At 41.2% G+C, this 21,205-nt stretch carries 16 protein-coding genes and 1 pseudogene; 8 read left to right on the forward strand and 9 right to left on the reverse strand.

Annotated features, from left to right (window positions below; genetic code table 11):
* Positions 1-359 precede the first annotated feature (359 nt).
* The gene (locus tag H6G32_RS08110) at positions 360-2,354 is read right to left on the reverse strand and encodes a zinc metalloprotease HtpX (protein ID WP_190456924.1); all 1,995 of its coding nucleotides are present in this window, start codon (positions 2,352-2,354) and stop codon (positions 360-362) included.
* A 151-nt stretch (positions 2,355-2,505) separates the two neighbouring features.
* On the opposite strand from H6G32_RS08110, the gene H6G32_RS08115 reads away from it, so the two are divergent.
* The 3 genes from H6G32_RS08115 to H6G32_RS08125 all read left to right on the forward strand — a co-directional run bounded on the left by H6G32_RS08115 (position 2,506) and on the right by H6G32_RS08125 (position 7,887).
* Entirely contained in the window at positions 2,506-3,813 is a 1,308-nt protein-coding gene (locus H6G32_RS08115; protein ID WP_190456926.1) for a glutamate-5-semialdehyde dehydrogenase, read from the forward strand.
* A 205-nt stretch (positions 3,814-4,018) separates the two neighbouring features.
* A complete protein-coding gene (locus H6G32_RS08120) occupies positions 4,019-4,900 on the forward strand; it encodes a bestrophin family protein (protein WP_190456928.1) in 882 nt (293 codons plus the stop codon).
* A gap of 515 nt (positions 4,901-5,415) precedes the next feature.
* On the forward strand, positions 5,416-7,887 hold the full coding sequence (locus tag H6G32_RS08125; protein ID WP_190456930.1) for a hypothetical protein: 2,472 nt from the start codon (positions 5,416-5,418) through the stop codon (positions 7,885-7,887).
* A gap of 37 nt (positions 7,888-7,924) precedes the next feature.
* On the opposite strand, the gene H6G32_RS08130 is transcribed toward H6G32_RS08125, so the two are convergent.
* Complete coding sequence (locus tag H6G32_RS08130) at positions 7,925-9,340, reverse strand: isochorismate synthase (protein WP_190456932.1); 1,416 nt, start codon at positions 9,338-9,340, stop codon at positions 7,925-7,927.
* A 309-nt stretch (positions 9,341-9,649) separates the two neighbouring features.
* On the opposite strand from H6G32_RS08130, the gene menA reads away from it, so the two are divergent.
* Genes menA through H6G32_RS08145 form a run of 3 tightly spaced genes read left to right on the forward strand, consistent with a single transcriptional unit; the run spans position 9,650 to position 12,860 of the window.
* Positions 9,650-10,552, forward strand: a complete 903-nt coding sequence (gene menA / locus H6G32_RS08135) for a 2-carboxy-1,4-naphthoquinone phytyltransferase (protein ID WP_190456934.1) — start codon at positions 9,650-9,652, stop codon at positions 10,550-10,552.
* Positions 10,552-11,505 carry an o-succinylbenzoate synthase gene (locus H6G32_RS08140; RefSeq protein WP_190456936.1) on the forward strand — a complete coding sequence of 318 codons (954 nt, stop codon included), beginning with the start codon at positions 10,552-10,554 and terminating at the stop codon, positions 11,503-11,505. The genes menA and H6G32_RS08140 overlap by 1 nt, the downstream gene beginning before the upstream one ends.
* Positions 11,490-12,860 carry a 2-succinylbenzoate--CoA ligase gene (locus tag H6G32_RS08145; protein ID WP_190456938.1) on the forward strand — a complete coding sequence of 457 codons (1,371 nt, stop codon included), beginning with the start codon at positions 11,490-11,492 and terminating at the stop codon, positions 12,858-12,860. The genes H6G32_RS08140 and H6G32_RS08145 overlap by 16 nt, the downstream gene beginning before the upstream one ends.
* On the opposite strand, the gene H6G32_RS08150 is transcribed toward H6G32_RS08145, so the two are convergent.
* From H6G32_RS08150 to H6G32_RS08155, 3 genes and pseudogenes are all read right to left on the reverse strand, one after another.
* Positions 12,853-13,302, reverse strand: coding sequence for an acyl-CoA thioesterase (locus H6G32_RS08150; protein ID WP_190456939.1), 450 nt, complete (start codon positions 13,300-13,302; stop codon positions 12,853-12,855). The genes H6G32_RS08145 and H6G32_RS08150 overlap by 8 nt on opposite strands.
* A 152-nt stretch (positions 13,303-13,454) precedes the next feature.
* Positions 13,455-13,716: pseudogene (locus H6G32_RS26680) on the reverse strand (ParE family toxin-like protein).
* Positions 13,713-13,913: a hypothetical protein gene (locus tag H6G32_RS08155; RefSeq protein WP_190456941.1), complete on the reverse strand. Its 201-nt coding sequence runs from the start codon at positions 13,911-13,913 to the stop codon at positions 13,713-13,715. The pseudogene H6G32_RS26680 and the gene H6G32_RS08155 overlap by 4 nt, the downstream one beginning before the upstream one ends.
* 206 nt (positions 13,914-14,119) lie before the next feature.
* Between H6G32_RS08155 and H6G32_RS08160 the strand changes: the two genes are divergently transcribed.
* Entirely contained in the window at positions 14,120-14,755 is a 636-nt protein-coding gene (locus tag H6G32_RS08160; RefSeq protein ID WP_190456944.1) for a Uma2 family endonuclease, read from the forward strand.
* Positions 14,756-14,874: 119 nt separating this feature from the next.
* Here H6G32_RS08160 and H6G32_RS08165 read toward each other — a convergent pair whose 3' ends face one another.
* The 4 genes from H6G32_RS08165 to H6G32_RS08180 all read right to left on the reverse strand — a co-directional run bounded on the left by H6G32_RS08165 (position 14,875) and on the right by H6G32_RS08180 (position 19,631).
* Positions 14,875-15,495, reverse strand: a complete 621-nt coding sequence (locus tag H6G32_RS08165; RefSeq protein ID WP_190456946.1) for a Uma2 family endonuclease — start codon at positions 15,493-15,495, stop codon at positions 14,875-14,877.
* A 368-nt stretch (positions 15,496-15,863) separates the two neighbouring features.
* Entirely contained in the window at positions 15,864-16,955 is a 1,092-nt protein-coding gene (locus tag H6G32_RS08170; RefSeq protein ID WP_190456948.1) for a T3SS effector HopA1 family protein, read from the reverse strand.
* A gap of 146 nt (positions 16,956-17,101) precedes the next feature.
* The gene (locus tag H6G32_RS08175; protein ID WP_190456950.1) at positions 17,102-18,340 is read right to left on the reverse strand and encodes a phosphotransferase family protein; all 1,239 of its coding nucleotides are present in this window, start codon (positions 18,338-18,340) and stop codon (positions 17,102-17,104) included.
* 970 nt (positions 18,341-19,310) lie between these two features.
* On the reverse strand, positions 19,311-19,631 hold the full coding sequence (locus tag H6G32_RS08180) for a TMEM14 family protein (RefSeq protein ID WP_190456952.1): 321 nt from the start codon (positions 19,629-19,631) through the stop codon (positions 19,311-19,313).
* A gap of 89 nt (positions 19,632-19,720) precedes the next feature.
* Here H6G32_RS08180 and H6G32_RS08185 point away from each other — a divergent pair, with 89 nt between their 5' ends.
* Complete coding sequence (locus H6G32_RS08185) at positions 19,721-21,070, forward strand: ATP-binding protein (protein WP_190456954.1); 1,350 nt, start codon at positions 19,721-19,723, stop codon at positions 21,068-21,070.
* The last annotated feature ends 135 nt before the right edge of the window (positions 21,071-21,205 follow it).

The raw sequence follows: 21,205 nt of genomic DNA on the forward strand, positions 1-21,205 counted from the left end.
TTAATGGTGTTTTGATGCGTCTCTTTACGCATCCTACCCGTAGTTTTGATGCGTCTCTTTACGCATCCTACCTGTAGGGTTGCTGCCCAGCACGGATTAAGATTTTCTATGAATAAAACAGAAATTCATATTCAGGACTTACGCAAGTGTCACAAAAAATAAAATTTTTTTGCTTGTAGTAAGGGCTTCAGCCCTTATTTTGAGGACTAAAGTCCTCACTACAAACTTAAAATAATATGCCAGTTGCGTAAGTTCTAATATTGTCCAGTTGAGGATTACCCAAAAAAAAAGAGGCAGTTGCAAACCACCCCCTAACAAATCACATTTGGAAAAATTAGAAATGGTTTGACAGCAGACTATCAGCTGCTCAAATAAATCGTCAAAACCATTCCTAAAATAATCGAGCCACCACCAAGGATAAATGACCAAAAGCGATGATAACTGTTGACAGTGGTGCCGTTTTCACTTTCAAGTTGGATTAAATCCATCCAAGGTGCAACCCCGCGACGGAACCAACCCACAGCCCCAACCTGTTGACCAATTAAACTCTGCACTCGCTTCATGCCAAATAGGAAGTTACCTAGGGGGCCAAAGCGTGAGGCGTAATGTAAATAAAGCATTCCGCTGGGGTCTTGAATTTTCAAGTCGGAACCAAACTTATAACCGGAGTCACCACGACCAATCAGTTGCCCTTCTAGTTTTGCAGGTTGTCCACGCAAGGGACTGGCATAGGGGTCTGACATCAAGGTGAGAATGTCAGTTGCTGGTGCTTGCATATAGTTGGGGAACATGACAAAGGCTTTGATAAGAATTCCTATTCCTAAGCCGATGAATGGCGCACCAAAAATCAAACCGGAAGTGGGGGAAGCTGACCAGAGAAACACACCAACAACCAAGCCAGCGAAGAAACCGATGGTTTCGGCACCATACAGCACAACATCTAACAAGAAGTTGCCATAAAGCTTAGTCTTATTCAGAGTTTTGCCTTCACCCATGACTCGCCCCATATCAAATTCAGTCGCTAAACCGAGTTGTTCGGAGTATGTGCTGAGGGCACGAACTCGTTTACCAGTCAGGGGATGGGTGGAATTTAACTCCATCCACCAGCCCCAAGGGTTAAACATATCCCACAAAAAGACGCGACCAATTTTTTGCGGGTCGGAGGCTATGCGGTAAGCTGTACCGGTGGAAGCCGCGGCTTTATGGTCATAGATGCCCAAGGCGCGGGTGCCTTCTATCAAACGGCTGGGTTCTTTTGTCCGGGAACCTTCTTCTAAAATTCCGTAGGCAATTTTCACTAAAGCGCGGGATAGTGCATTGGGGTTGCCTGTGCTTTCTGCGGCAAAGTGGTCTGCAAAGTATTCTCTGGTGCGGGAGAGGTACAGTAGCAGATAAGTGCCAATGATGTAAAACACATAGGCAACTAAACTAGCAGTTTGCAAAGCATCTTTAACTTTGTTATCGCCACCGCCACGCCCAAATCTGCTAGCTGTGCTGTAAATCAGGTAGCATATTTGCACTAAGGTAGAAGCCGCTGTCATGACTGCAAAGTCCCAATGGACGATGTGCCCTAGTTCGTGGGCGTAGACGGTAGCGATTTCATCATCGTCTAGATAGGTAAAAAGTCCTTGGCTGACGACTAATCGAGCGCTGTTAGGTAATGAGCCATAGGTAAAAGCTGTGGGGTTTTGGTCGTCTATGATTCCCAGTCGGGGGATTTTTAGGTTTTTCTGCTGACAGATGTTGCGAAGAATTCTTGCTGTTTCTGGACTGAGGGCTTCAACTTCTGCCAAGTCTACCCAACGGGTTTGGTAAAGCCAACGTTGGCTTAAGTCCATGAGGAAGGGGGAGAGGAAAAAGGAAGCTAAACTGAAAATTAGGGTGATGGCGATCGCGATCGCTAATCCGGTCAGTGGATCGTTACTATCAAAAATCAATACTAGGCTCAAACCTAAAACGAACACCATGCCAAACATTAAGGCAATGGTGACACCAGAGGCTAAGGCTAAACTTCCACCTACACCCCCCATTGCTAATGCCACACCAGTTGTAGCAGCACGTCCAGCTTTTTGGAAGGCGCTAGACTGGGTTGGAGCTTGTTGAGGTAAGGATTTGCCTGCCTGTTCTGCCCAACTGCGAATCTGTGGGTTTTCGCTGTTGATTAACTTTTGCCACAGGCTGGTGGCTTTTTCGATTTCACCCGTTCCCTGATAGGCTTTCATTAACCACATCTGCGCTGTCAGGTAATCTGGAAAATTATGATCAACACAATTCCGGCAGAATTGCTCCAGTAATTGCACTGCTTCTTGATAGCGCCCTTGTTGAAATGCATCTAACCCAGATTGCAATGACATATAATCTCACAACCATTGGAGTGATATTTGATCCATGAATACTCAATAGATCCAGTATTCGTCATCACTTTTTCGTAAAAGTTTAATAAATCGGACTATTGATAGGATAGAGAGTAAAGATATTCGGCATACTTTAAAGTTATTTTGTGCTATGACTATTGTGCAAGTTGCTTCTCCCCTAACTGCGATCGCTATAAGAACCCGCCAAGCTGCCAGTAAGTTGGCGCTGCTAGGGACTGAGGCAAAAAATCAAGCCCTTGTGGCGATCGCCCAGGCTTTAGAATCAGCAGGAGAGGAAATATTGCAGGCAAATGCGGCTGATTGTCAAGCTGCTGCTGTTGAAGGGATTGCCAAACCGCTTTATAAGCGCTTGCAGTTAGATGAACATAAGTTAAGAGATGCGATCGCCGGAGTGCGCGATGTCGGCAAGTTAGCTGATCCTGTAGGTAAGGTGCAAATTCACCGCGAACTCGATACTGGTTTAACTCTCAAGCGGATTACTTGTCCTTTAGGCGTTTTGGGGATTATTTTTGAAGCACGTCCAGAGGCAGCAATTCAAATTGTTTCTCTAGCAATCAAGTCTGGTAATGGTGTCATCCTCAAAGGTGGCAAAGAAGCTGTCCGTTCTTGTGAAGCGATTGTCAAGGCGATTAAACAAGGGTTATCTCACACTGCTGTTAACCCTGATGCGGTGCAGTTGCTAACAACTAGAGAAGAAATTCAGGAACTTTTGCAATTAGATAAATATGTAGATTTAATTATTCCTAGGGGTTCTAATTCTTTTGTTAAGTATGTGCAGGAAAATACGCGAATTGCGGTATTAGGTCACGCTGATGGGATTTGTCATCTATATATAGATCAAGCCGCTGATATTGACAAGGCTGTTACTATTGCAGTTGATGCAAAAACTCAATATCCTGCTGCTTGTAATGCTATTGAAACTTTATTAGTTCACAGCAATATCGCCGCTGAATTTCTCCCCCAAGTTGCCGCAGCTTTGCAAAAAAGCCATGTGGAGTTAAGAGGTGATGAACGCACCCTAGAAATAATACCTCATATCGCCGCTGCTATAGCAACAGACTGGGAAACAGAATACAGCGATTTGATTTTAGCAATTAAAATTGTGGATTCCTTAGAAGATGCGATCGCTCATATTGCTGAATATGGTTCTCGTCACACAGAGGCGATCGTCACTGAAGATTTAGCAGCAGCTGAATCCTTCCTCGGACTGGTGAATGCAGCAGGAGTTTACCATAACTGTTCTACCCGCTTTGCTGATGGTTTCCGCTACGGTTTCGGTGCAGAAGTCGGAATTAGTACCCAACAAATGCCACCTCGCGGGCCTGTTGGTTTAGAAGGATTGATAACATATAAATATCAAATGGTAGGTGACGGTCATATTGCCGCTACTTACACCGGGGCAAATGCTAAAGCCTTCACTCATCAAGATTTGGGATAAAAGATTCTAGAACTTACCCAACTTTCCCCGTAGTGTGCGTTCCCTAACGCACAATCTATAGGACTTTCAATGAATAAAACCGATTTCCATTTTTACCATTTTTTGTCAATTAGTAAGTCCTAGATTCGTACAAAATACCTGCTGAGAAGGCTGTAATTTCACCTCAAAATATGGTGTATTTTGCCTATCAATATGAGGATGTACCATGACTGCTGATAACACAAGTTGGTTTCAAGCTGTTTGGCAACTAAAAGGTTCTATCCTTCCTGCTATTTTTCCGCGCGTTTTATTATGTAGTGGATTGGGGTTTCTCATATCGCTTATCCACTACTATGGTTATTCTCTACCAGAGCAAATCTTCGGCAGCGTAATTACTAATGTAGCCTACAATCTGGTTTTAGGTTTATTAGTAGTATTTCGGACAAATACTGCTTATGACAGATATTGGGAAGGTCGAAAAATTTGGGGTGGAATAATTATCAATAGCCTAAATTTAGGACGGAAGATTTGGATAGCAGTTGCCGAAATAGAACCTCTAGATAGAGAGCATAAAATAGCAGCATTAAAGCTATTGGGTGCTTTTGCCATTGCCACAAAATTACAATTACGTCGTTTACCTGTAAATAGAGAACTAGAAACTTTGCTCACTCAATCGCAATATTTACAACTTCAAGAGGTGAAAAATCCGCCACTAAAGATTGCTTTATGGATTGGTAATTATCTCCAACAACAGCAGATTCACAATCGCTTAAGTATGGATGAATTGCTAGCAATGAATACTTCACTAGACGGCATGGTAGAAGCTTTCATAGGTTGTGAACGAATTTTAACAACACCAATACCCTTAGCTTATGCCATTTATCTCAAGCGGCTCTTGTTAATATATTGCTTTGCACTGCCGTTAAAACTTGTTCATGATTTGCATTGGTGGACAGGAGTAATTGTAGCTTTAATTAGTTTTATTTTGCTGGGTATTGAAGAAATTGGTAATCAGATAGAAGACCCTTTTGGCAATGATCCTAATGATTTGCCTTTAGATGCAATTTGTAGTAATTTAGTCAGCACTTTAGGAGATTTAAGTAAGTAGCTGCGACCACATGAGAAAGAGAGGGCTAAAGCCCTCACTACCAATCTTGAATTATTTATGCTAACCTACTTAATCCCAATTTTGAGAAACGAATATTTGCGAGAGTTGGATATTTGGAAAGCTTATTTGCTAATTCTTGCAGAATATAAAAGAGCAAATTTAGAAGGGAAAATTTAGCTCATATTGTTGCCGCACAAAAGCTATTGTTACTGAATATTTAGATGGAAAAGGAAAATTTTTTATTTTGTTAATCGCCAATAAAAATTATTAAAACTAAATATTTAAGATTTATATATAAATGATAACGGAAGTTATGAAAGAAACTAACTTTAGTAAACATTATTGTGTTCTTCAGTAAAGGTGTGTTAAATCGTCCTAATATGATGATTGAGCGAAAGTGCTGAAGATACCCAACGTTGAGATAATTACTACGTTTAATTCCTTCAGTAAATGACTCCTCGTTTCATTTTGCAGCCTTTTTAATTCTCAAATATTTTTGCAGGAAATAACAAGATATGGCTAACGAAGCGCAAAACCCGATTACCCAGCTTGTTGGTGACCCAAGAGTTAGGGATATTGAGCCAAAGTTTTCTAAAATTATTTCTGATATTGCTCTGGCCTTTGGGAAATTGGCCCAGATGAAGGGAAAACGAGCTACCCATTCCTATGGAACTGTAGCTAAGGGAGTGCTGGAAGTTGTCAAGAAACCTGATATTCCCGCTCATCGATTGTTTGCATCAGGACAAAAATACCCGGTGCTGTTACGCCATGCGAATATTAAAGGGTTTCGAGATGATGCAATTCAAGATGGTCGTGGGGCTACTCTGCGGATTTTAAATGGTAAATCTAACGCCCCCATAGACGAACTCGACTTGAATGCACCTATATTAGATGTGTTAATGAGTACAGGGCGTTGTTTTATCTTACCCGATGCAGTTTCCTTTGCGGGTTGGGTTGCCAGTTCTATGGCAGATCGTGCCAAGATGTTGCAACAGTTCCCAAAGATCACGCCGATTTTTCAAGAAATTATTCGTAATCCCGATTCTTACACTAAACTCCACTACTATTCTGAGACTACATATTTGTTTGTGGGAATCGATGGCAAAAAGTATCATTTACGCTATCGTCTGATTAATGCTGATCGTTCCCCAGATACTGGTTTTATCAATCCGGCGGATGTCAGGATGCCTCTAGATTACCTACCTCGCTTAGAGGACGATACCCGACCAGAAAATTACTTGCAACTAGACTTTCGCAAAAAGGTGAAGAATAAAGAAGCAAAATACCTTTTGCAGTTTCAGTTGCGTGAAGTTTTAGCAGATCAGGCAGCCAATGAAGTAGCGAAAGATTGCACCATACCTTGGGACGAAACCCAGTATCCCTGCAAAGATGTGGCGGTAATTTCCTTAACTTCCATTGTCCCTGATGAATTGGCTGAACCATTGGAGTTCAACCCTTACCATGCTCCTGCTGACCTGTGCCTAATTCTGGCTCACTCTATTAATGAGACTGCTTCAGTCAATCACTTGCGCTCGATTGTCTATCAAATCTCGGCTAATATGCGTAAGTATCAGTTACCCAGTGCTGAACTGGTGAACTGGGGCATCAAGGGGAATCAACCTAACCCTAAACAGCTTTTTACCTACTTCGGGCAGCCTGGTGTAGATATACCGCGCTTTGACTTCAACCGTGATTTACCTGCCCGTGTCCAACCTAAGCCACGCTACATAGTAAACTTTGGGATTCACCTCTTCCCTGCGCGGGCTTTTGGCCCAAGTCCGAACCTGGGTATCGCTGGTGTTGCTGAAATAATGCAAACAACTGGACAAACTGTTCCCGAAGCGATGCCTTCTAATCTCACCCGTTGCCGTCCTGATAAGTTTGAGGATAAGTTTTTTGTCGAACGCCGTCTGAATGGCTTTAATCCTGGCAAATTCAACCCAGTGAGTGGCGAGGCTTGGCAGTATGTTATCCGCTACGATTGTAGTGATTATGTCCTGAATCCGGCGGGTATTTTGCCTACAAAAATTGAGGCGCGGTTCACACTGGAAGACCAAGCTTTAAGCCTTCACTCAATCCAGTTTACCCTGGATGATCAGAGTAGTTCGGAGACTCATTTCCCTGGTGATGGGGACTGGGAGTGGTCAAAGCGGTTATTTCGGAGTGCCGAGTTTGTTTTTCAGGAGATTCAGACTCACCTCGGACGCACCCACATGAATATGGATCAGTATGGGATGGCATACTACCGCAATGTGGTCAATAACCCGATTCGTCTGCTTCTGGAACCGCACTTTGAGGGTCTACTCAACATTAACAAACTAGGCGATGCGCTGATTCTTGGTGAGAATGGCTTTATTCCCACAGCTTCAGCCCTGAATCCAGCATCTGTAAAAGATGTGCTTAAGAAAGAGATTACCCAACTCTCTTATCGCAAGTGGACTCCTGCTGTTCAGGCATTAAAAGATGAAGTTAAGAATAACTATTTTGACCGGGCAGCGGCAAGTGTATGGGAGGTTTTGGAAGACTATCTGTCAGATTTCTTTGTGGAACACCAAGCAGGCATTCAGTCTTATTGGTCAGAAATTGAGGCTATGTCCGAGGATTTAGTTAGCCATTCAATTCTTGATCCAAAATTGGGGACGCTGGCGATCGCAAATATTACCGACCTCAAAAAGCTGTGTGTCTATGTAATTTACCATTCGACGTTTTTGCATTCCTGGGTGAATAACAAACAGTATGACGATGGTGGGGATATAGATTATGCCACTATTGGTCTTTGGGACGGACATGATCCTCAATACGACCCTAATTTAGTGGCTCAGAAAAATAGCAGCCAAGTTTCTCTACTTTGGACACTTTCCAATGTGCGCTATAACCCAATCATGGAGTACGGCCCCTCTGGACTCAAGGATCGGCTTTGGAAACGTCGAACCGCTATACAGCCGGGAATACCTGTAGAGTCAATTATGATGAGCACCAATATATAAGGATAAGGATAACCCCGTCTCTTGAGGCGGGGTTTTGTCAAACTAATGCTTTTAGCAAAGCTTGAAGTTTGAGTTGCACTTCAGCAAATTCTTTTTCAGGGTCGGAACCGGCGACGATACCAGCACCTGCATAAAGTCTAGCGCGATCGCCATTGATCAATGCAGAGCGAATTCCCACAATAAACTCACAGTTACCTTCAGCATCTACCCAACCCAGTGGCGCCGCATATAAACCCCTCTCAAAGCTTTCGTAACGCCGAATTTCTGCACAAGCAATGTCTCTGGCTGCACCGGCAACTGCTGGTGTAGGATGCAGTTGGGCAACAATCTTTAATGGGTGGACATTAGCAGGAACTACGGCGCTGATGGGTGTCCATAGATGCTGGATGTTAGATAATTGTCTGAGGCGCGGTGCTAATACTTGGGGTAATAAACCTAGCTGAGATAGACGTTGAGTAATGAAATCAATTACCAGTTTATGTTCATGCCTTTCTTTGGTACTATTCACTAGGCTATTAGCAAGATCGGCATCTTCGGTAGGTGTTTTACCTCGTGGTGCCGAACCTGCTAAAGCATCAGTGATTAATTGTTTTTTGTGAATACTAATTAAGCGTTCTGGACTAGCACCAATAAAGCTTTGCCCCTGTCCGTTACTTGTAGAAAAAACATAACAATTAGGATAGAGTTGTCGCAGATTATTTAAGGATTTACCTAAGTTAAAATGTTTGCTTGACTTAACATCTAGAGCATCTGCAAGAACAATTTTACTTAAATGATTAGATTGAATTTGTTCCAAAGCTGATGATACTGAACTCTTAAAACAAGCGGCGTTAGTGACTGGTTGTTTGTGGAAATTTTCTGGTAAACAATCAATCTTGGGAGAAGAATATTCTAAAGAATTAATAATTTCGATTTTGTTCTCCCAGGTTTGCAATATTTTAGTAATATTGGCGCTGGCATTGATCATTGTATTTGTTACTAATATACAGCGCTGATTTTTTACAGCAATTTGCCAACGTGGGAGAAAAATGGTTGCAGATGGAAATGGATAATCTATTTGAGTATTTTGATGAAAAAAGCTGAAGTAACAAAAAAAGTGCGGCCCAGCAAAAGGTAAATTGGCGTTACCAAAATTAATAATATTTTTTAGACAAGTCTTGATAAAATGCTCAGTTTGAGTAAAACGCTCTGCTCCATCACTATGTAATTTGGCTACAGCATCAATGGCGGCGATCGCTTCTTGTCTGCCCTTATTCTCAAAGTAAAAATTTATTTCATTTACTTGCGCTAGTTTCTCTAATACAACTAAGGGGTCAACTAAGTTAATCTCCTGGGAAATACTCACAATTTGCCGGGAATTATTGTGGAGGCAATTTTCCTGAACTGCTGACAGAAATTGATATAGGTCTTTGTGATCTACAAAGAAGTTACTGCGACATGGTGAAACTGTCATAGATATAGTAATAGTAAATTTTTTTTAAGTTATCTTCCTAAAGTGTAATTAAACGTGGTCGTATTTCTACAGGTAACATATTCAGTCGCCATTTCACCAGAGTATGGTTTATTTTGCTCTTGGTGTTCTCAGAACCTGACAAGCCAGATCCAGTTTTTGGCTGCAATATAAGGGGAAGTGTTACCATCACAAGGTTAAGCAGGTACAGCAAGAATAGGATTTTTTGCCTTTGAGCAACATTTGGTGTCTTTCAAAATCATAAAATTTAATGTATGTCTAAAATTTCAGCAATTTAATTAATCACCGCCGATGACTACCAAGCAGATTTTATATTATCCCAACACTAAGTTATGGATGGCAGCGATTAAACCGCCAATGTACAGCGTTGCCATAATGCCCATTTGGGTAGGGACAGCGGTAGCCTTTGCGGAAACCAAAATTTTTAATGGTGTAGTATTTTCTATTTTTGTAACTGCCGCGATTTTAATTCTGGCATGGGAAAATATCAGTAATGATGTGTTTGATTCAGAAACAGGAATTGATCAAAATAAACATCATTCTCTGGTAAACCTAACCGGTAAAAAGTCATTAGTATTTTGGTTAGGAAATTTGTGTTTAGGATTGGGTTTGCTGGGGATACTCGCGATCGCCTTTTGGCAAAAAGACCCAACGGTTATTGGCATAATTCTGGTTTGCTGTGGTTTGGGCTATATGTACCAAGGGCCTCCCTTCCGCTTAGGATACCAGGGTTTAGGGGAAATTCTTTGCTTTTTTGCCTTTGGCCCCTTGGGTATGGGGGCAGCATATTACAGCCAAACTCAAACTTGGTCAATCACGAATTTAGCAGCTTCAGCGGTTGTGGGCATTGCCACAAGTTTAATTTTATTTTGCTCACACTTTCACCAAGTTAAGGATGACATCGCCGCAGGTAAGCGATCGCCTATTGTCCGTCTCGGTACCGCCAAAGGAGCCCTAGTCCTAATTTGGTTTACAGCCAGCATTTATCCTCTGACGCTGTTGTTTGTCTTGTCGGGGCTGTTCCCAGTATGGACATTGTTGAGTTGGGTGAGTTTACCCTTTGCGATCAAATTATGTCGCCATGTCCAGGAAAATCATAACCAACCAGAAAAAGTCAGTAACTGTAAATTTATCGCCGTCGCTGTGCATTTCTGGGCTTGCTTGCTGTTGGGTGTGGGATTTATGCTTGGTTAATGCTTTATCAGTTTGAATTTCGTCCTTACACGCGTAAATTTACGCCGCCCCTAACCACCAATCATGGCATCTGGGAACACCGCGAAAGCATTATTCTGCGCCTCACAGATGCCAGAGATAGAGTTGGTTGGGGAGAAATAGCCCCCATCAGTTGGTTTGGTTCGGAAACCCTAGAACAAGCTTTAGATTTTTGTCGCCAACTTTCAGGAGAAATTACCGATGAGGCTATTTTCGCCATTACCGATGATTTACCAGCCTGTCAATTTGGCTTTGAATCAGCCTTAGAGAGGGTAGGGAAAGAAATGACGAATCTCCACAACCTGACTTACAGCGGCTTATTACCGGCTGGGGAAGCGGCAATACATGTATGGCAAAGCTTATGGGAACAGGGCGATCGCACATTTAAATGGAAAATTGGCGTTGATGCCATAGCCAAAGAACTAGAAATTTTTGACTTGCTGATTCGCAGCTTACCAAACTCGGCAAAACTGCGATTAGACGCTAACGGGGGACTCAGCTATGAAGAAGCTCAATTATGGCTGGAGACTTGCGACAAGTTCAAAGCGCAGATTGAATTTATCGAACAACCCTTATCGGTTGGAGGTTTGGCGGGGATGTTGAGGTTGAGTGAGTGTTATGAGATTGCGATCGCAATAGATGAATCCATCGCCACAATAAAACAACTCAAAAGCTGCTTCCAGCAAGGTTGGCGAGGCATTTTCGTCATTAAACCAGCCATAGCCGGCTCTCCATCGCGTTTGCGCCAGTTTTGCCAGCAGCATCAAATTGACACAGTGTTTTCCTCCGTCTTTGAAACCGCAATTGGTAGACAAGCAGCCCTCCAGCTAGCAGCCGAATTATCCTCCCAAAATCGGGCAGTAGGTTTTGGAACTAACCACTTTTTTGCCCCAGAAAAATCAAACTGGCTTCAAAGTCTATGGAACGAGTTTTAGACTATCTGAAAAACTTAGAAAATCATGATTGCCTGATTGCTGATAACAGCGATAAATTTCAGCAAATAGCAGCAGAATTATATTTAGAACTAATACAGAAATCCCCACAAAAAATCATCTTAGCCGAACGCGAACCAGTGCAGTTTTTAGCAAGCTTTATCGCCGCTTGTGCCGCTAACTGCCCAGTTTTTCTTTGTAACCCCGATTGGGGAAAACAAGAATGGCAACAAGTCTTCGATTTAGTACAGCCAGATATAATTTTGGGAATGAGGAACGAGCATAATTACCAATTACCAATTACCAATTACCAATTACCAATTCCTCACAGTATCATGATTCCCACAGGTGGCTCATCAGGACAAATTAAATTTGCCATTCATACTTGGGAAACTCTCATGGACTCAGTGCAAGGATTTACAGCATATTTCCAGCTAAAGCAAGTTAATTCTGTGTGTGTATTGCCGCTATATCACGTTAGCGGATTAATGCAATTTATGCGCTCTTTTACAACTGGTGGTAAACTAGCTATTCTCCCATTTAAATTATTAGAATCTAGTAAAATAGATAATATTCAAACCGCAGATTTTTTTATATCTTTAGTTCCAACTCAATTACAACGTTTATTAGAATCCCCAGAACTAACTCAATGGCTTAGACAATTCAAAACAGTCCTTTTAGGAGGTGCGCCAGCTTGGGAAGAACTTCTAGAAAAAGCAAGATTCCACAACATTAGATTAGCACCAACCTATGGGATGACAGAAACAGCCTCTCAAATTGCCACCCTGAAACCTGATGATTTTCTCAAAGGTAAAATTAGCAGTGGTCAAATTCTCCCCCATGCCCAAGTAACAATTCACAATCAAAAAGGTGAAATCTTACAGGCAAATCAAACAGGAAATATCACTATTAAATCTAAATCCCTAGCCCTAGGCTACTATCCGCAAATATGGCAAAATCAGAATAAATTATCAGTAGATGATATAGGATATTTAGATGAAAAAGGTTATTTAAATATTATCGGGCGTAGCAGCGACAAAATAATTACAGGTGGAGAAAACATCTATCCCGCAGAAATTGAATTAGCAATTAGACAAACAAACATAGTTGCTGATATTTGCGTCATTGGTATCCCAGATAAACACTGGGGACAAGCCGTAACAGCGATTTATATTCCCAAAAACTCAAATACACCAACCTTAGAAATCCAAACACTACTCAAAGACAAACTCAGCAAATTCAAAATCCCTAAATACTGGATTCCCCTCCAAACCTTACCTCGTAACGCCCAAGGTAAAATCAACCGTCAGCAACTACAACAAATCGCCCAAAAATTCCTCTCAAATCCCATCACATAATCTCCTCCCTTAACTTTCTTCTCTCCGCGCCCTCTGCGTCTCTGCGGTTCGTTTCCAACCACTGACTAATATCATCAGGCAATTCTTGCTTAGTTCTAGTACCCGCATCAATACAAACGTGTCTAGTAATTGCCTTAGCCACTACAAACTCATCCACTGTAATTTCATAGGCAATTTCAAACTTACAAACCCCTAACTTTTGGAGTAATAAACTAACTACCAAATTATCTCCACAAAACATCGGGCGAAAGAAATCTACATTAGCCTGAACAACAGGAAAAGCCACAGATGGATTAGTAAAAAACTCTTTGAGATTAATACCAGATACCCCTAAAGAGGCTTCATAGGCTTCATGACAAATGCTCAAAACATTAGCAAAATAAACTACCCCAGCAGCATCAGTATCTTGAAAGTGTACGGTGCGGTTATATGTAAAAACCATTTTGCAAAATTTCCAAATTCAAACAAAAAACAGGTAAAATGCTTGCTCTAATTTTACCAATAATCATAATCAGTTTAAAGAGATATATGTTCATAACTAGGATTGAGTAGCTGTAGAATTATCAAAAATTGGAGGATCAGAGTTCTATACTTCTATCCACCACGCAGCAACTTGTCATACTCCGCGTGTGAACCAATCCAAAACCAGGCAAAATCACCATCCTCCTCTACCGCAAGCGCCCGATAGTGTATACCAACACGTACTGACCAAACCTGACCTATTTTTTTGAAATGTAATGATGGATTGTCTGGGATCTGCCCTAAGCAACTCATAACAGCGATTTGCAAGTTCTTGAATATCACTCGGTAACTGGCGATAATAATACCAAAAATCCGGGGTTGCTTGATGTCTCACAGGTCAGTACAACGCCCTTCTCTCAAATCTTTGAGTGCTTTCTTAGCCAGCTTCTCTAAGCGACCTGCTGCTACATCTTCCTCAATCTGCTGATCCCAAACTGCTGCATCGAATTCTGCAAACCAGGCACGAAAAGCAGCAAGTTCCTCTGGTGAAAGTTGACTAACAGCGCGTTCGATTTCGTTGAGGGTACTCATATCTATGGAGACTAAGCTTTATACTTTCTAACTCAACTATACAAGAACTGCCGATGGTGGGGCGTAACTAGAAGATTAGCGATGGGCTACACCCCACCGCAGGTGAACCCACTCTTGGTACGTTTTACGTTCTATCTTCATACAAACATGAGTTTGTCAAATTGATAGTACAATTGTAGTATAAAATAACAAGTATGGACTAAGTTATGACTCAAGCCTTAACGAAACCGATAACCTTTAATGAATTTATTGCTTGGTATCCAGAGAATACGGGACAACGCTATGAACTACATGATGGGGAAATTGTAGAAAAGCCTAAGCCAACTGGTAAAGATTCAAAAATAGCTGGGTTTATCTCTGGCAAGCTATTTATAGAAATTGAACGCTTGCAACTGCCTTACTTTATCCCAAAAGAATGCGTCATTAAGCCAGCGCAAGAGTCAGGATATGAGCCAGATGTAATTATTTTAGATGGGCAAAAAGTTGACAGGGTAGAACCTCGATGGGAGAGGGAATCTATCATTACATTAGGAACATCTATTCCTTTAGTTGTAGAGATTGTTTCCACCAATTGGGAAGATGACTACGCCAGAAAATTGGAAGATTACGAGTTATTGGGTATTCAAGAATATTGGATTGCAGATTATTTGGCATTGGGTGGTAGAAAATTTATCGGCAATCCCAAACAACCAACTTTCTCTGTTTACTCATTATTTGATGGTGAGTATCAGGTTAGCCAATTTAGAGGTGATGACAGAATAATATCACCCACTTTCCCAGAATTGAGTTTAACGGCTAGACAAATTTTTCAAGCGGGTGAACTTAAGTCCGCCTCAGAATGAATTCTGATTCTAATAGCACTCATTCGTTTTAACGACGACTAAAAATAAATTTCTAGTCCGTTTTAACGGACTTTAGTTATTAGCCCTGAACTTTAGTTCTGGGCGGGGTATGTCTAAAACTAAATCGTGATCCCAGCCCGAAAAATCTCTTCAGCAGTCAAACTCAACCCTGGAAAAGTTGGTGATATTATCTGGTCATTACCCCTAAACAGACTAACTTGGTATTCACCCTCAATAAAAGAATAAATTGATATAGTTGGCTGTTTGGGATTACCGATGAAGCGCCTACCGCCCAATGCCAAATAATCAACAATCCAGTATTCAGGGATACCTATTTCCTCATAGTCATTCACCTTAGTTAAGTAATCAGTTCTCCAGTTAGTGCTGACAACCTCAACTACCAAAGGAACTGATGCCGCTTGGCTAACTGTAGATCCTTTCTTCCAAAACGGTTCGTTAACCAAGTTGGAGCGATTTAATAGCAGCACATCTGGTGAATAAGCAGAGTCTGCTTCAGGGGGTTTAACAAATGCGGTTTTAGGAATGATGTAGGGTAGATTAAGTCGGCTGAACTCTAATGTGATTTTTGTAGCCAAAAATCCAACAATCTCTTCATGATCTCCTACTGGTGGTGTCATTTCAACAATTACCCCATCGTGCAGTTCGTAGCGTACCCCTGTCTCAGGATACCAGTCTATAAATTCTGCAAAGGTTACTGGTTTTGTTAAGGCTTGAACCATAATTCACCTCTCTCGGTGGCTGCTATTAAGTAGAGGAACGTAAATAATTAAAGGTTTGTAGTGAGGGCTTTAGCCCTCTCTATCTCCTGTAGTAGACGCTAGGCGGTAAGCGCAGCTATGCCCGGAGGGCTTTACAAAGTAGGACTGAAGCCCTCACTACAAGCTAATTTCAACTTTTGTTACTTTACTTAACATAGTTTGATTTCTTTTCGCCTACTTACTTATTGTAAGTCCTTTCCGTTAGGCGCTGTTTGAGTTTTAGCAGTATATCATTTCTCTACTATACCAGCCTTTTTGTGTCTCCCAATGACAGAAGAATCAGCCACCCAGAAATGTTGTTAACGCTAACTGTCCAGACTTTTAGATTGCTACTCAATTAAGGGGTTATATATATCCTCAGAACTGGGATTGAGGTAGGGACGTTGGACATCAATTAAGTGTTGTGCAAAGTGTTGATCAATAGTCCGCATCCGTTCTTCAAGAGCATTTTTACCTTTTTGCCAAGCTTCTAACAAAGCATTAGCGACAATTTGGCAACGGTTCATCCCAAAACTTTCTTCTGTGGCAAATTTTTGGTTTGGTTCTTCAGCTAAACTCAATCCTGGGGCTAAAAACTTGGTAAATAGGGGGATTTCCGGCTGAAAATGAGATTGATGTTCTAGATAAACAACTTGAAGGATTTTGCGAATAGCTGGATAGTCGTGACGTTCAAAATGGAGAATCCCTGAATCGTAGCGTCCATAAGCAGCGGGATTGTAGAGAACCTGAAAGCTGAAGGGAATAGAGGCGGCGTTTAGTTGCAGTGTTAAGCTATCCATGAGTGCGATCGCACCAGCAGGGGTAAAATTAAAGTAAATTCGCCCTAATTCTAAATTCCCGTCTGTTTTACCCAGGCGTTCCTGTCCAATATTGCTAGCTGCAACATAACAGCCATTGTACAGTCGATTTTTGGGCATCCAAATTGCAATCAATTCACCCACCTTGGCAGATTTTTTACTAGATTTGAGATGACATTCTGGCTCAACATACAATGTCAAATCGCCTTTAGTCACCGCCATACTACCATCAGGTTCTAACCGCAACACCTGCCAACTAGAATCATAGTAACCAGCGCCGTGATTGCAATTATGAAGTTGCTCATAAAATTCCCAATCAATCCCCAAGCTGGAATTATTTTCTAAGCTTTGGTGTGGCAAACAATTAGACTGATCACCATTTACAGCTAAAGTAGTTTGCAAGGAACCATTGTAATAGATCCCATAAAGGAAATTTCTCAGTAATAGAGTCAAATACTTATGTTGTAAAGCTGCCGAATTTTGCTGAAATCTGTCTGCTACTTTAGTCGGCAGGGCAAAAGGTTGATAATTGGGATGATAGATACAAAAGTTTGACTCAATCTGGATATTACTGGCAATGTCGGACAAAGAATTAAGCAGTTGCTTGGTAGAATAATCTAGCATTAATCAATTCACAAATCAAGATTCAGGATGATAAAATTACTAGCGAGCAAACATTATGCTTGTTTACTAGGCTGCTTGCAAAAAAAAGTGAAATTGCCTATTCAAGTCAGAGGCATTTATTTATCTCAAATTTAAATTTATACATATTAACAACCACGCAGACGGGTTTTTTCGTAATAAATCCGAAGCAATTGTTGCTCCCTTTCAGGCTCAGGAAGTTTGTGTAATTTCACCACAGGTTGGATAAGTTCTGACTCAGATATTCCCAAAATAGTCAGTAAGGCTTGCTCAGGCATAGTCAATAAAGTTTTGGCAACTTTGAGCATACAAAGCTCGCGATTATCAAAGTATTTACGGCACTTAATCATGTCCTGAATTTGATGAATGAGTGCCAACCCTGCAAACTGGACAACGCGCAAAATAAAATCTTGGCGGTACTCTAAAATCATGGGGAAAGCATGGAGATAAGCCTGAATCAAAGCCACTATCAAAGGTTGAATAACCTCTAGGGGAGTTACTGCCAGACGCAGAGATTCTTCTAACTCAATGGTGGGATCTACAATCAGACTCGAAAGCCAAATTTTTAAATAGCTTGCCACGAGAGTTCCCAAATCAAAAGCTGGATCTCCCCAACTACAAGCTTCCCAATCAATCAGCCGGATTAAGCAATTATCTAGCTGTTGCCACCGGGAATGAACTAAAATATTATTTAACTGCAAGTCATTGTGAGTTAAGCAGCAAGGTTTCCATTCATAAGACAAGTCTGCAATTGCTGATTCCAAACTTTCGTGGCGCTGATAGAAAGTATAGAATTTCAGGGCATCGGTGGGAACTATGCCAAAAATGTCTGGGCCAATTGAGTTTATCCCTTGGGCTGGGTTGTAGAAGCTATAGCGAAACTGTCCTTCGGGAGCAGTTGCCATAAAATCACGATACTCTCGACGCTGGAAGGTAGTACGATGTAATCCCGCCAATGTAGTGCCAATAACAGCAGCTATCGATTCTGGGAAAATCTCGGTTTTTTCGTAAAAGCTCCCCAGTTCTATGTATTCAGTCAGGTAACTGCGGACAAGGATGGAGTTTTCCTCATCAAAATGTAGCACCAATGAGGCGATCGCAGAAATGTTGCCAAGAACTGGAAACTGCTGTAGTAATTGCTGAAACAGCCACTCATTAAAAAACTCATGGGGAGTTCCATCATTATTAATGTTACGTTCTTGTTTAACCAGCAGTTTACGATTACCTGCCAAAGTCACCAGTAAATTGAGATTTTTATTACCGCTTTCTGGCAACTCAGATTCATAAGATGCGCCATCTTCTGAGCTACACAGACCTGCATCTTGCAGATACTGGATAACATTGTGAGAAGACAGTGATAATAACATGTATTATTTCCTAGTTCCTTAAATTGCTGAGAGAATCACCTATGTCAGGATTGACTTAGCCTTAGCAGTTTTCGGTAGATACCAACAATAGTACGAATATCAATAATGATTGGTACTATCTACTAATATCCCATTTGCACCAGAAAAACTTGCCAATATGGCAATATAGCCTTGAATATTCCTTTAATATCTGTTGAAGCTCACATAAAGTGTTTACATCTTTGAGATGATTAACTCCGATACAAGCAATCTCTTGTAGTTAATCTTTTTGATGCAGTTCCGCCTTCCAGTTTATGGGGTTTCATTAAAGTTATCCTTTCATTGGCGGTTCCTGATCCAAAATCTACTCGTTAGATGGGTAAACTCGGTGCGCCGCGCGGCATCACCCAAGATATTCTGTGAAAACGAGATTTTCAAGCCGCTTTCCTTGCATTGGCTGACCAATTTTGTCCAGGTTTTTCCCAAGGGAATCAACATAATTAGCGCAGCGTGGCAGAAATAATTATCCAGTAGAAAAAAGTTAAAAAGTTAATCCTAGAAGCTTGATTTTTTGCCTTCTACCTCCTGCCTTCATCCACTCGTAATCTTGTTTGCTCTCTTTGCAGTCATTTATCAATCTAGGATGTTTACTTCTCTTGATATAATTGAGGAAAATATAGTACCCATAACAACTATCTCATCCTGACACCAGCATCGAATCTCAAAAATACTTCGCTGAAATCAGCATGACATTCAACATTAATATCTTTATTTATCATCACAAAACCAAGATAACAGGACATTTTAGGCAGGTAGAGAAGAATTTTTTGGCTCAGATGCTCATCATCAATGCCTAAAAACCTCAGTATCACCTAGGTTTTGTCACCGCCACCTTTCAACCTCCTTGCTCCTTGCCTGCGGTAATATAAATGTACTAATATAATTACTTAAGGCAGAGAGAGTTATGCTATGTCAAAAAAACAGGAGGATACTACCTGAAGACCAAAATTTGATTCACCATCGCTGCCAGTGCCAGCATACCCAAAATAATCATCAATCCCCCAGGCATAAATTTGCGTGTTTTAGCCAATCTAAACGCAAAGAAAATTACCAAAATAGCAGTAACCAAAGCTGCTAAGATCAAAGCCCAGGTTTGTCCTTGGAATTGCAAGTAAGCAGCAAAAATGAGTAATAAACCGCTAATGCTACCACTCACCAGCGAAACCTTGCTATTAGCTTGAATGTAGCCAATAATGCCACCAACTATAGCTAAAATACCGTAAACAAGGGCAGCGATTATACCTAAATTCATTTGTTAACACCTGTGTAGATTTTCATTTTACTGCCAGTGTCAGCAGACAATTTACCATAGCTTAGTAGCTCTCATCACCCAGTTGATTGATGGATAATCAAGCGATGCATACAGGAAGTACTTCGTCCTACACCAAAGTTCAATTCCTCCAGCGCCAAGCAGCTTCACTTTTACTGTACCAATCTGTCCTCCAAAGTGAAGTGGGGAGTACATTTCTTGACCTGTTACAAGCTATACGTTACACTAACGCCGATGCACGGGGTTGCCTCCAAGCCTACGGCAGTTATTTTCAAGCTTTGGCTGCGAGAAATCAAAACTGGGAGGAATACTTAATTACTCAAATACTGATTTCCGACAATCCCTTTACCAAGCTTGCTCAACGGCGAGAATTTGCTAATTTGCCCCCAGCTTTAATAGCAGCCGTTCAGCATGATTTACAAGTATTGCAAAGTCTCTATGAATGTAGCAGCGCTTCTTTAAGCGAGTGGGTACAAGACGTAGCCTATCTACCTATTTCACCCATAGTCTGGTATCAGGAGCCAGAAGAGGTAGAAGTAACCAAGGGATTAGTTACATCTCTACAACAGTTAGAAAACTGGGCTGATGCTGTAGAAGATTTAGCAGCTTATTACCGCCAATTTGGCACAGGTCTATTTGCTGAATATCGCGCTTTACGCTGGCAAGCTGGACATTTTGTTGGTATCCAGTATCCTGATACAATCAAGCTAAATTTACTAGTAGGTTACGAATCTCAGCAAGATGCTTTGTTAAAAAATACAGCATTTTTATTATCAGGAGAGGCAGCACTTAATGTATTGCTTTATGGTAGTCGTGGGTCTGGTAAATCTTCTTTAGTTAAAGCTTTGTTAAATGAGTATAGCGATCAAAATCTACGCCTAATAGAAGTAGCAAAATCAGAATTGCAAGACTTACCGAAAATTGTCGAACATTTGCGGGGAGTACCCCAGAAATTTATCATCTTTGTCGATGACCTTTCTTTTGATGCAGATGACGATGTCTTTAAAGCACTCAAAGTAGTTTTAGAAGGCAATTTGACCCCACGACCCCAAAATGTAGTTGTCTATGCCACTTCTAATCGCCGCCACTTAATTCCGGAGTTTTTTGCCGACCGCCCTGCTCCCCAGGATAACAATGAAATTCATGCTTGGGACACGATGCAACAGAAGCTCTCATTTAGCGATCGCTTTGGTCTAACCTTAACATTTGAACCAGCAGATCAGAAGACTTATCTAAAAATTGTCCAGCATCTAGCAGCACAAGCTGACATTAATATTACCCCAGAAGACTTAGAATATCAAGCTTTGCAGTGGGCAACTCGCCATAATGGTCGTTCTGGCAGAACAGCGCGGCAGTTTATTGATTTCTTAAAAGCCGACTTAGCCCTGTTTGGTGCAAATAAAAATATACCTGAAACTTGATCATGAAATTAATTTGCTAGTGAATTAAGTTTCTGATTACCCACAATACCATGTTATATACACTTACTTACAACCGTACCTGCAAAAGCGATAACGTGAGGATTAATGGCCTTAAAGACTACTTATTCTGAAAAC

Origin of the sequence: Cylindrospermum sp. FACHB-282 (genome assembly GCF_014697195.1) — a bacterium.
GTDB lineage: Bacteria > Cyanobacteriota > Cyanobacteriia > Cyanobacteriales > Nostocaceae > Cylindrospermum.